The sequence below is a fragment of the Lentimicrobium saccharophilum genome, assembly GCF_001192835.1.
Lineage (GTDB): Bacteria > Bacteroidota > Bacteroidia > Bacteroidales > Lentimicrobiaceae > Lentimicrobium > Lentimicrobium saccharophilum.
The window spans coordinates 892972-905368 of the sequence record NZ_DF968183.1 but is presented as its reverse complement, the minus strand read 5'-3'; the positions used below and the strand labels follow the sequence as shown (position 1 = coordinate 905368).

Annotated in this window: 5 protein-coding genes; 1 reads left to right on the top strand and 4 read right to left on the bottom strand. The window is 48.6% G+C overall.

Annotation, left to right across the window (positions count from 1 at the left end; all coding sequences use genetic code 11):
* Positions 1 to 46: 46 nt before the first annotated feature.
* Together TBC1_RS15515 and TBC1_RS15510 are read right to left on the bottom strand one after the other, a co-directional pair.
* Positions 47 to 1006, bottom strand: a complete 960-nt coding sequence (locus TBC1_RS15515) for a Gfo/Idh/MocA family oxidoreductase (RefSeq protein ID WP_062044858.1) — start codon at positions 1004 to 1006, stop codon at positions 47 to 49.
* A gap of 250 nt (positions 1007 to 1256) precedes the next feature.
* The gene (locus tag TBC1_RS15510; protein ID WP_062044856.1) at positions 1257 to 2459 is read right to left on the bottom strand and encodes a pyridoxal phosphate-dependent aminotransferase; all 1203 of its coding nucleotides are present in this window, start codon (positions 2457 to 2459) and stop codon (positions 1257 to 1259) included.
* 140 nt (positions 2460 to 2599) lie between these two features.
* On the opposite strand from TBC1_RS15510, the gene TBC1_RS15505 reads away from it, so the two are divergent.
* Positions 2600 to 3121 carry a DUF7935 family protein gene (locus TBC1_RS15505; protein WP_062044854.1) on the top strand — a complete coding sequence of 174 codons (522 nt, stop codon included), beginning with the start codon at positions 2600 to 2602 and terminating at the stop codon, positions 3119 to 3121.
* 133 nt (positions 3122 to 3254) lie between these two features.
* Here the strand turns inward: TBC1_RS15505 and TBC1_RS18110 are convergent, their stop codons facing one another.
* Positions 3255 to 6176, bottom strand: a complete 2922-nt coding sequence (locus TBC1_RS18110; RefSeq protein WP_062044852.1) for a PKD domain-containing protein — start codon at positions 6174 to 6176, stop codon at positions 3255 to 3257.
* 235 nt (positions 6177 to 6411) lie between these two features.
* Positions 6412 to 12267: a T9SS type A sorting domain-containing protein gene (locus TBC1_RS15495; RefSeq protein ID WP_137305788.1), complete on the bottom strand. Its 5856-nt coding sequence runs from the start codon at positions 12265 to 12267 to the stop codon at positions 6412 to 6414.
* Positions 12268 to 12397: the final 130 nt, after the last annotated feature.

Here is a 12397-nt window from a genome sequence, read left to right as displayed (position 1 = left end):
AGCTATTTATGAATTGAAAGTAAAAAAGTAACCGGAATCAATGTCATCATTTTACAAACGGGTGATAATCGCCGGTAATTCCAACCGGTTTTGAATTTCTGATTTCATAGACAGTTTTGATACTGTTTCTTGCATCATTAAGTCTGAATCCGCCTCCGGAAAGGATATCCCTGTATGAGTTTGTATGCAGATCGGTGAATCCGTCGCTGAATTCGAACTCCTCGCCTGAGATGCTCAGGCAGCGGTAAGTCCGTTTGCCGTTCTGCACCGCGATTTCAGGCAGATCATTTTCATCGATACTCAGAAACCAGCGTACGCGTGCTTTTTTCAGCTGCATAAACCCGGCAGCCCTGGCCGGTTCAAGCACATGAACAGTTTGTTGTTCAACATCTCCGAAGATCCAGGATAGCATATCAAAGAAGTGAACGCCGATGTTGGTGGCAACCCCTCCCGATTTTTCTATATCCCCTTTCCATGAAATAAAATACCACTTGCCCCGGCTGGTGATATAGCTCAGGTCAATGTCATAAACCTTGTCTTCCGGCCCTTCATCAATTTTCTTTTTCAGGGCAATGATGGCAGGATGAAGCCGCAGCTGAAGAATCGTATAGATGTTCTTTCCCGTTTCATGTTCAATCTCGTTCAGGGCATCAACGTTCCACGGATTCAGCACAATGGGTTTTTCGCAGATGGCATGGGCCTGATTGCGCAAGGCAAGCCTGATGTGTGCATCGTGCAGGTAATTGGGCGAGCAGATGCTTACGTAATCAATTTTATTGTTAATGCCACGGCGGAGTTTATCAAGGTGGCGGTCGAAACGTTCCGGTTCTGTAAAAAAGTCGGCGTCAGGGAAGTAGCTGTCAATGATGCCGACCCCGTCGTACTTGTCAAGTGCGGTAACAAGAATATTTCCTGTTTCCCTGATGGCTTTCATGTGCCTGGGCGCAATGTATCCTGCAGCTCCAATCAATGCAAATTTTAACGGATTATCGCTAATGCTGATCATTTAGGAGTGTATTGGAATTGATAATGTGTCTGTGATTTAACTAATGAAATCCAATATGGTTTCTTTTTCTCGAAAAAAAACAATGGATATGCAAATATAGGCAACAATGCGTTTTGCAAAATGATCTCCTTTTCAGGCAGGGGAGGTTAAACAGTTTTTTATAATAAATTCATAAAGCAGACCGTCCCGGGAGTTTCCTGTATTGTTGGCTTATATCCCGGGAAGGTCGTTTGAAAGGCGATCAGTTTTTTTAATGCAACAGGGCCAGGGTTTCCTTAATGCGCCGGGCGGCCTCGGTCAGCTCCCCGTTGGAGGTTGCATAGGAGAGCCTGATACAGTCAGGGTTGCCGAAGGCTTCGCCGGATACCAGTGCAACATGCGCATGATCCAGTAAATAATTGCACAGGTCGGTACCATTATTGATTTTTACGTTGCCGTTCGACTTTCCGTAATACCAGGTTACATCCGGGAAGATATAAAAAGCGCCGTCGGGCACGTTGGTCCTGAAGCCGGGGATTTCGTTGAGTAGTTTCAGGAACAGGTCGCGCCGGTTTCTGAAGGTATCGATCATATTCCTGAGCTCTTCCGATTTGGCCGGATCCGTGGTTATTGCTGCAATGGCTGCCCGCTGTGAAATGCTGCTGGCACCCGAAGTAAATTGCCCCTGAATCTTGTCACAGGCTTTCGCGATTTCGGGAGCGGCCACACAATATCCCAACCGCCAGCCCGTCATGGCAAAGCCTTTTGATACGCCATTGATAATGATTACCCTGTCTCTCAGTTCGGGGAACTGAGCAATGGATTCATGGCGGCCCTTAAAATTGATTAACTCGTAAATCTCATCAGAAATAATAAAAATGCCGGGATGAGCCTCAAACACTTTGGCCAGGGCTGACAACTCTTCACGAGAATAAACGGAACCAGTCGGGTTGCAGGGGCTGCTGAATATAAAAACTTTTGTTTTCGGGCTTATCGCCTTTTCAAGTTGATCCGGGGTAACCTTAAAATCAGTTTCAACACCGGTTTTGATGACGACAGAGGTGCCTTCTGCAAGCTTCACGATTTCGCGGTACGAAACCCAATACGGTGCGGGAACAATTACTTCATCCCCCGGATTTACCAGGCTGAGCATGGTATTTGCCAATGCCTGTTTGGCTCCGGTTGAAACAACCACCTGATCAGGAGTGTAGTCCAGGTTGTTGTCGCGCTTCAGCTTCTGGCAGATCGCCTTGCGGAGGTCAAGGTAGCCGTTTACCGGAGGGTAAAAGGTGAAATTCTGGTCCAGCGCCTCCCGTGCAGCTTCCTTAATGTAATCGGGAGTGTTGAAATCGGGTTGCCCGATGCTGAGGTTGATGACATCAAACCCTTGTTCTTTAAGCTCCCGGCTTCTTCTTGTCATGGCCAGCGTTTCGGATTCGGCCAGCCTGTGAATTCTTTCGGATAGTATATTCATAATGTTTTTGGATGGTTGTCAGTCAGTATGTTCAGGAAGGGGACAAATTTAAAGAAATTAAAATTCAGCAAACAAGCATTTTATCATAGAAAAATTTCAAAAATTGCGACCTTTGCCAGGTTCAATAAAATATTTAGTCCATGGAAATCCTGCGTGACCTGATTTTAGTCCTGATTCCTGCATTGCTTGTAGGTGCCGCCGTTTATTTTCTGCTAAAAATGCATCTGAAATCGGAAGCTGACCGGCGGGAGCTTGAGGTTAAGACTGAACGCATGAAAATGATCAGCCCGGTGCGATTACAGGCCTATGAAAGAGTCGTTCTGCTGCTTGAACGCATCACCCCTTCTCAACTTATTATGCGCAACATCCAACAGGGGATGAATGCAAGGGAACTGCAGCAGGCGTTGATTGGCAACATCCGGCAGGAGTATGACCACAACCTTTCGCAACAGCTCTATATCTCATCCAATGCATGGGAATTGGTTAAAAATGCGAGGGAGGCACTAATTTCCGCCATCAATACGGCTTCCGAAAATCTTAAGGAAGATGCGACTGCCACTGACCTTGCCCAGTTGATCTTTCAGGATGAACTGAACAGCGAAGGATCTACACTCTATAAGGCACTGGAATATCTTAAAAAAGAAGCCAGAGAGCTTTTCTGAGGCAATTTCATGAAGCCGGTTTCAATCAAGGCCTTTTAGGGTCATTTTGTTTTCAGCGGCCGGATCCGGTAAAAAAAAAGTTCCGCAGATTCCCGGAAAGGAGCCTGCGGAACACTTATTTACATGGGCGATTCTATTTTACGTTGAACTTCTTGGTTGCCTTCCCAATGCCGGTCTCAATTATCAGCAGGTAGGTTCCGCTGTTAAGCTGACTGGTATTGATGACCGCTCTCCTGTCGTTGACAATGATGTGGTTCAGCTCTTTGCCGGTGAGGTCTGTAACAATTACTGTTTTGATCAGCTCCGGGGAGTCAAGCTGCATGGTGCTTTCAGCAGGAACGGGGAATGCGGTTATTCTGTCAGAAAGACCGTTTTCGCCGATTCCCTGGGGGCCTACCTGAATATAGGCGGCCTTAACTTCAGTAGCCTGGGCAGTTCCGGTGCTTACGGTAAGGGAAATCGTATAAGAACCATTTACATTAAAGGTATGCGATGGATTTTGCTGGGTTGAGGTTCCGCCGTCACCAAAATCCCAGAGCCAGGAAGTGATATTCCTTTCAGCCGGTACCACCGGTGCGGCATCTTTAGCCGGCCATAGTTCTCTTGATCCGGATGGCGGATTCTGCTGAATCACATTGCGGATGATGATATTACCGGTTGCACCGTTAACATCACAAACATACCAGTACAAACCTGTTCCACCGGTAGGAACCTGAAGGGTGTAAAGTAAACCGGTCTGATCGTATATCTGCACTACTGCCTGTGATGTGGTAATTGAAGGCTCTTCCGAATAGTTGTGGATATAATACTGATAGGTGCCGCTGAACATTTTGTAAATGGTCATGGTCTCAGGCCCGAATCCGGTTGTAATGTCATAATCGAGCAAAGCATAGGGGGCGGCTGTTGCATTTCCTTCATCACTATAATAGATGTGATAAATATTCCCTTCAATGCTAGGGGTGTTCAGGTGCGAATCGAGGTCTTCGGGAGTGGCGCCCCAGTTGAGCACAAAACGCATATTGCCGGCTGCAAGTTCGGGTGAAAGAGAGATGTTCAGTTCCAGTGACCCGCCGTCGGGAATTACTACCTGATTGTTGGAATAAGTAATATATCCTGACTTGGAACAAGTTACTGTGTTTGCGTTTTCGGTTGACTGGTCTGAAAATACAACCGTCAGGGGGGCTGTACCGGATGTTTGACTGGCTGAGAAATTTGCTACGAGCGCCCCCGCAGGGATGTTGGTGATGGTATAGTTGCCGTTTGCATCGGTGGTGGCAGATTTTCCGGCTACGCTCACCAGGGCTCCTTCAACAGGGTTTCCATTTACGGCATCTGTGACCAATCCGGTGAGGGTTCCGTTGCCGCTGCTACCTCCCGTTACGGTTATGTATCCGGTTTTTGTTTCTGTATCGGAATTTGTACCATCTCCAATGGTCAGGCTGACCGTATAAGTTCCTGCTGCCGTATAGGTGTGGGATGGATTTTGCTGTGTGCTGCTTGCTCCGTCACCGAAATTCCAGTTCCATGAAGTGATACTTCTGCTGTTTTGCGCGATGTTACCGGATGTTTTTTCCGGAAGTTCATAACGGAAATTCCCCGGAGGGGTTTCCTGAATGATATTTTTAATGGTGAGTTGTCCGTTTGAACCGTTGATGTCGCATACATACCAGTAAAGGCCGTTGCCAACCGTGGGAATCTGCATGGTTTGTATAAGGCCGCTCTGGTTATATATCTGAAGAACTGCCTGGGAAGTTGTTATGGCAGGCTCTTCTGAATAATTGTGAATGTAATACTGATAAGTTCCGTCAAACATCTGGTAAATGGTCATGGTTTCGGGACCGTAACCTTCGGTAACGTCATGATCGAGCGCAGCATAGGGCGCGGATGTTGCATTGCCCTGATCGCTGTAAAAGATATGATAGGGCTGGCCTTCGATGGAAGGCGTGTTCAGATGTGAGTCAAGGTCTTCGGGCGTTGCACCCCAGTTCAGGACAAAACGCATGTTGCCGGCAAGCAGGGTTTGTGTCAGAGAAATGTTCAGATTCAAAGTTTCACCCTGGGGAATTATCACATTATTGTTTACATAAGTGATGTAACCCTCTTTGGCACAGGTAACGGTATTGGAGCCTTCGGAAGACTGATCGAAGAAGTTAACGGCCAGTGGCGCTGCGCCCTGGGTAACATTGGATGTAAATGCTGCATTGAGTGTACCGGCGGGGACATTGTTGATTGTATAATTCCCGTCCTGGTCGGTAGTAGTGCTGAGGCCGGCAATGGTCACCGTGGCTCCGGGAATGGGGGTGCCGTCAAAAGCATCGGTAACCAGGCCTGTAAGTGTGGAGGTTGATGAAGTAGTGGTTGTAAATGAAAAATCATCAACCATAAAGATAAAAGCGTCATCAGAAACACAATGGATTCCGACATAGATGGTCTGACCATTGTATGCATTCAGATCGAAGGTTTTCTGTTCCCAGGCTGTGGCGGGCGCTGTCAGGTAATTGGATCCCGAGATGTAAGTGAAATCAGCCGGGTCGGTTCCGGTGGTGGATACGGCTACCTTATATCGCTCGAGACCGTATTGCGCGGTGTATGATTTTACCCAGAAAGAAACGGAGGTATTGGTTCCTGCCGACAGGGGAGGAGATATCAGCCAATCGTTGTTGGTAGCTCCGTTTGAAGCAAAACAAGCAGCAAATTTTGATCCTTCGTGAGGAAGTATGGCCGCCGATGTCATAGGAGGATCAGTTGCAGAAGGATTGAATATAATAAACGACATCGGTGCATACTGATTGGTAAACTCGACGCCCTCGATGCCCCATGTTTCTGCTCCATCAACATCTGTAAGGGTCCATGGAGCAAAATCAAGGCTGAAATCATCGTATGATTCAAAGCCGTCATTAAGGCTATTCAATACTTCCGTGCTTCGGACAGCGGGTAGTTGTTGCAGCGTTGAATTGATTGCAGCCGGTTTGCCGGAAATTTTTCTGAAAGTTTGTGCCTGACTTTGAAAACAGGCCAAAACGGCGGCCAAAACAAAGACATAGAAATTTTTCATGTAAATAGAATTTGGAGTTAATAAGAATTTGATGATTTAAGATTCAGATTTCTAATAGGTTGAAGAATGTCTGTTCTTATAGTAATACAAGTAGTGGCAGGGAGATTAATTAATCTAAAATTACTAAATAGGTAATACGGATAGCTATTCTGAAATTATTTTTTTAAAAATTTTCAGACAATGAAAAACGGGTTGCCCGGTAAGGCAACCCGTTCAAAGCAGAGTTTAGTTGTAATTAATTGGAAACCTGAATCTTTATTGTTGAGATGGTGTTTCCTGCATTGATTTTTACAAGGTAAAATCCTGAAGGAAGGACAGAAGTATCGATTCTGTTCAGGTGAATTCCGGAGTTCAATGTGCCCAGATTGGTATTCATCATCATCCGGCCGCTGGTGTTATAAATTTCATAGCTGACCTGAGTACTGTTCTTCAGTTCGAATGAAAGATTTACCATGTATGAAGCCGGATTCGGGAATGCATTGAGGTTTTGTGCAAGACTATTCTCATTGATTCCTGTGGTATTGCCCAGGGCTACGAAATCTCCACCTGAAGCAAGCACTGTATAAAGTCCGAATGCCGCGCCGTTGCTGTTGTTGGACGGATCCAGGAAGCCGGAGGCAAGCAGACTGATAGCCTGGCCATCCAGATTGAGTGAAGCCAGCGGTGCATTGAATACAGCAACGGTTGTAGTTCCGGTTTCATCACGAACTTCGAGCTGGTAATTAGCAGTAGGAAGTTCAAGATATCCGGCGAAGCTGCCATAGGCAAGATTGTCTACAATGGTTCCTGCACCGGCATAAACCTCTACAACATCCACAACCGGAGCGTCCGTTGAACCGTGAAATACCAGTACATCAGTATTAGAACCAGAGGTTGCTGTTTCACGGGCGTTGTCATAAACGTAGATATTGAAGGGCTGAACCGGGGTGTATCCCGAACTGCTGACAATACCATTGGCTACAAGGATGTATGTCCCGTTTTCCTCAAGGTTATAAGTAAACCTGGCAAGCGCGTTGGTCGTGTCGGTTGAATTGGCCGGCTGAATCACGATATCAAAATCAACTCCTGCGGGGGCATCAATAAATGGCGATGCGGTCATGAAGGCAAAGTTGTCGAGTAATAACTGATCGTTGAGCCATACGTCAACTTCGGCAGCAGCAGCGTCAGCCGAATTGTGAATTACCTGCACCCGCGCGGTAGGAGCTACGTATTCGGGCAGGGCAATCAGGGCGCCGCCAGAGGCCAGGGCAACATAGAGACCAAATGCCGGGCCGTCGTTATTAGCGGCAGGATTCAGGAATCCACTGGCAATTACCGAAATTGCCTGTCCGCCGAGACTCAGTGAGGCCAGTGGGGCAAGATATGTTGCAACAACAGCAGTACCTGTTTCGTCGCGAACATCGATAATGTAATCAAGTGTCTGAAGCTCAAGGTATCCTGCGAAATTGCCGTAAGCAAGGTTGTCAATGATGGTTCCGGCGCCAACCCATGTTTCTACGATATCAACAACGGGTGCATCTGTGGAGCCATGGAAAGCCATCATGTCGGTATTCATCGGATCAGTAGCCATTTCCCGGGCACTGCCAAACGCGTAAAGATCAAACGGGGTAGCAGGATTGTAGCCGCCGGGCGCAACGATGCCGTTGGCAACGAGAATGTATTTTTCGCCACCGGTAAGGTTGTAGGTGAATCTGGCGAGCGCATTGGTCGTATCGGTTGAGTTTGCAGGCTGAATTACCACATCAAAGTCAACGCCGGCGGGTGCATCAATAAACGGGGTTGCAGTCCGGAAAGCGAAGTTATCTATCAGCAGCTGGTCGTTGAGCCATACGTCAACCTCGGCAGCAGCGGCATCGGCTGAATTGTGAATGACCTGAAGTCTAGCAGTAGAGATGTCAGTAGCAGGAAGTGCAACAAGTTCGCCGCCTGAAGGCAGTGCAACATATATTCCAAATGCCGGGCCGTCATTATTTACAGCGGGGTTCAGGAAACCTGAGGCAAGAGCCACAGCAGCAGCCCCGTTTAAGCCAAGGGTCTCCAGCGGTGCAAGGTATTCTGCTACTACACTTGTGCCGCTTGCATCGCGAACCTGAAGGCTGTAATCAGCTGTTGGCAGTTCCAGATAACCGGCGTATTCACCATAGGCGATGTCGTCAACCAGTGTGCCGGCACCTGCGCCAACCTCAACTATATCAACCACAGGGGCATCGGTAGAACCATGGAATACAAGTACATCGGTGTTGGATGAGGAAGTTGCGGCTTCACGACCCATGCCATAGACATAGATATCAAAGGGCGTTGCAGGGTTATAACCCGTGGGAACCACGATGCCATTGGCAACAAGTACATAAGTTTCGCCATCGACAAGGTTATAGGTAAACCGCGCCAGGGCATTGGTGGTATCGGTGGAATTGGCCGGCTGGATAACCACATCAAAATCAACTTCAGCAGGTGCATCAATAAAAGGAGATGCCGTGCGGAATGCAAAGTTATCAATCAGCAGCTGGTCGTTGAGCCATACATCAACTTCGGCAGCAGCGGCATCGGCTGAATTGTGGATTACCTGAACGCGGGCGGTGGGGACATAAACCGGCAGTTCAACCAGCGCGCCTCCTGCGGGCAGTGCAACGAAAAGACCGAATGCAGCGCCGTCGTTATTGACTGAAGGATCGAGGAAGCCTGAAGCGACCACTGCCATGGCGGCGCCTTCCAGTCCAAGGGTTGCAAGGGGGGCAGCATACCTGGCTACTGTAACAGTGCCGGTTTCATCGCGGATGTCAAGCACGTAATCATCGGCAGGAAGTTCGAGGTATCCGGCAAAGTCACCGTAAGCAAGATTATCTACAATCGTTCCTGCACCTACACCGGTTTCAACAACATCCACTACAGGGGCGTCAGTTGATCCGTGGAAAACAAGTACGTCAGCGTTTGAGGGCGAAGTTGCGGCTTCACGACCCATGCCATAGACATAGATATCAAAGGGCGTTGCAGGGTTGTAACCCGTGGGAACCACGATGCCATTGGCAACAAGTACATAAGTTTCGCCATCGACAAGGTTATAGGTAAACCGGGCCAGGGCATTGGTGGTATCGGTGGAATTGGCCGGCTGGATAACCACATCAAAATCAACTTCAGCAGGTGCATCAATGAAAGGAGATGCCGTGCGGAATGCAAAGTTATCAATCAGCAGCTGATCATTGAGCCATACATCAACTTCGGCAGCAGCGGCATCGGCTGAATTGTGGATTACCTGAACGCGGGCGGTGGGGACATAAACCGGCAGTTCAACCAGCGCGCCTCCCGAGGGCAGTGCAACGAAAAGACCGAATGCAGCGCCGTTGTTATTGACTGAAGGATCGAGGAAGCCTGAAGCGACCACTGCCATGGCGGCGCCTTCCAGTCCAAGGGTTGCAAGAGGAGCCGAATATCTGGCTACTGTAACGGTGCCGGTCTCATCGCGGATATCCAGTACGTAATCATCCGTCGGAAGTTCAAGGTATCCGGCAAAGTCTCCGTAAGCAAGATTATCTACAATCGTTCCTGCGCCTGCACCGGTTTCAACTACGTCCGCCACAGGGGCATCGGTAGATCCATGGAATACAAGTACATCTGAGTTTACGGGAGAAGTTGCAGCTTCACGGCCCATGTCATAGACGTAGATATTAAAAGGAGTTGCAGGGTTGTAACCGGCAGGAACGACTATTCCATTGGCTACCAAGACATATTTCGAGCCTCCGGTAAGGTTATAGGTGAACCGTGCCAGGGCGTTGGTAGTATCGGTAGAACTGGCAGGCTGGATTACCACGTCAAAATCAACTCCGGCGGGTGCATCAATAAAGGGAGAGGCAGTGCGGAAAGCAAAATTATCGATCAGCAGCTGATCGTTGAGCCATACGTCAACTTCGGCTGCAGCGGTGTCGGATGAATTGTGAATCACCTGTATCCGTGCGGTTGAGATCGGAGCTGAAGGCAGCGCGACAAGGTCGCCTCCTGAAGGCAAGGCAACATACAGGCCAAAGGCAGGGCCATTATTATTGTTGGATGGATTCAGGAATCCGGAAGCAACTACCACAGCAGCAGCCCCGTCAAGACCTAAAGTGGATAAAGGAGCGTCAAACTGGGCAACGGTTGTGGTGCCTGATTCATCGCGGATCTGAAGGCTGAAATCGAGGGTGGGGAGTTCGAGATATCCGTCGAAATCACTGTAAGCAAGATTGTCAACGATGGTTCCTGCTCCGACTCCTACTTCCACAACATCAACCACGGGTGCGTCGGTGGACCCATGGAAAACCAGAAGGTCTGTGTTGGTGGGTGATGTGGCAGATTCCCTGCCCATTGGGTAAACATAAATATCAAAAGGGGTAGCCGGATTATATCCGGTAGGAACTACGATGCCATTGGCGACAAGTACATAGGTTTCGCCATTGGTAAGGTTGTAAGTGAACCTTGCCAGGGCATTGGTGGTATCGGTAGAATTGGCCGGCTGGATTACCACATCAAAATCAACTTCGGCGGGTGCATCTATAAAGGGAGAGGCAGTGCGGAATGCAAAGTTATCAATCAGCAGCTGGTCGTTGAGCCATACATCAACTTCGGCAGCTGCGGCATCGGCTGAATTGTGGATTACCTGTACGCGGGCGGTGGGGTTATAAACCGGCAGTTCAACCAGCGCGCCTCCCGAGGGCAGTGCAACGAAAAGACCGAATGCATCGCCGTTGTTATTGACTGAAGGATCGAGGAAGCCTGAAGCGACCACTGCCATGGCGGCGCCTTCCAGTCCGAGGGTTGCAAGAGGAGCCGAATATCTGGCTACTGTAACGGTGCCGGTCTCATCGCGGATATCCAGTACGTAATCATCCGTCGGAAGCTCAAGGTATCCGGCAAAGTCTCCGTAAGCAAGATTATCTACAATCGTTCCTGCGCCTGCACCGGTTTCAACTACGTCCACCACAGGGGCATCGGTAGATCCATGGAATACAAGTACATCTGAGTTTACGGGCGAAGTTGCAGCTTCACGGCCCATGTCATAGACATAAATATCAAAAGGAGTTGCAGGGTTGTAACCGGCAGGAACGACTATTCCATTGGCTACCAAAATATATTTAGAGCCTCCGGTGAGGTTATAGGTGAACCGTGCGAGGGCATTGGTGGTGTCGGTAGAACTGGCCGGCTGGATTACCACGTCAAAATCAACTCCGGCGGGTGCATCAATAAAAGGAGAAGCAGTGCGGAAAGCAAAATTATCGATCAGCAGCTGATCGTTGAGCCATACGTCAACTTCGGCTGCAGCGGCATCGGCTGAATTGTGAATCACCTGTATACGTGCGGTTGAGATCGGAACAGAAGGCAACGCGACAAGGTTGCCTCCTGAAGGCAAGGCAACATACAGGCCAAAGGCAGGGCCATTATTATTGTTGGATGGATTCAGGAATCCGGATGCAACTACCACTGCAGCGGCACCGTCAAGACCTAAAGTGGATAAAGGAGCGTCAAACTGGGCAACGGTTGTGGTGCCTGATTCATCGCGGATCTGAAGGCTGAAATCAAGGGTGGGGAGTTCGAGATATCCGTCGAAATCACTGTAAGCAAGATTGTCAACGATGGTTCCCGCTCCGACGCCTACTTCCACAACATCAACCACGGGTGCGTCGGTGGACCCATGGAAAACCAGAAGGTCTGTGTTGGTGGGTGATGTGGCAGATTCCCTGCCCATAGGGTAAACATAAATATCAAAAGGGGTAGCCGGATTGTAACCGGTAGGAACTACGATGCCATTGGCAACGAGGACATAAGTTTCCCCATCAGTAAGATTGTAAGTGAATCTCGCCAGGGCATTCGTTGTGTCGGTAGAATTTGAAGGCTGAATCACCACGTCAAAATCAACGCCGGAGGGGGCGTCAATAAATGGTGAAGCTGTGCGGAAGGCGAAATCGTCGATGAGCAACTGGTCATTCAACCAGACATCGACTACGCTTGCTGCCGCATCGGCCGAGTTGTGAATTACCTGCACCCTGGCCTGACTGAAGGCCAACACCGGTAACAGCGTCAACACGAACGATAAGGAACGGAGTGTAAAGCTGAATAGTTTCATTGTTTTCAAGTTTAGGTTAACGTGAATTGATTTGTAACGGTAATTTAACAGGGTTGTTGGATAAATGTTCAATAAAGGATAATAAAAATTAAACAAAAAAAATGTTAAAAAATCAGATAATGTGATAAAA

What these genes read in the sequence shown, in the direction of transcription:
- TBC1_RS15515 (WP_062044858.1), bottom strand. Translation starts at nt 1,006, where the DNA reads ATGATCAGCATTAGCGATAATCCGTTAAAATTTGCATTGATTGGAGCT.
- TBC1_RS15510 (WP_062044856.1), bottom strand. Translation starts at nt 2,459, where the DNA reads ATGAATATACTATCCGAAAGAATTCACAGGCTGGCCGAATCCGAAACG.
- TBC1_RS15505 (WP_062044854.1), top strand. Translation starts at nt 2,600, where the DNA reads ATGGAAATCCTGCGTGACCTGATTTTAGTCCTGATTCCTGCATTGCTT.
- TBC1_RS18110 (WP_062044852.1), bottom strand. Translation starts at nt 6,176, where the DNA reads ATGAAAAATTTCTATGTCTTTGTTTTGGCCGCCGTTTTGGCCTGTTTT.
- TBC1_RS15495 (WP_137305788.1), bottom strand. Translation starts at nt 12,267, where the DNA reads ATGAAACTATTCAGCTTTACACTCCGTTCCTTATCGTTCGTGTTGACG.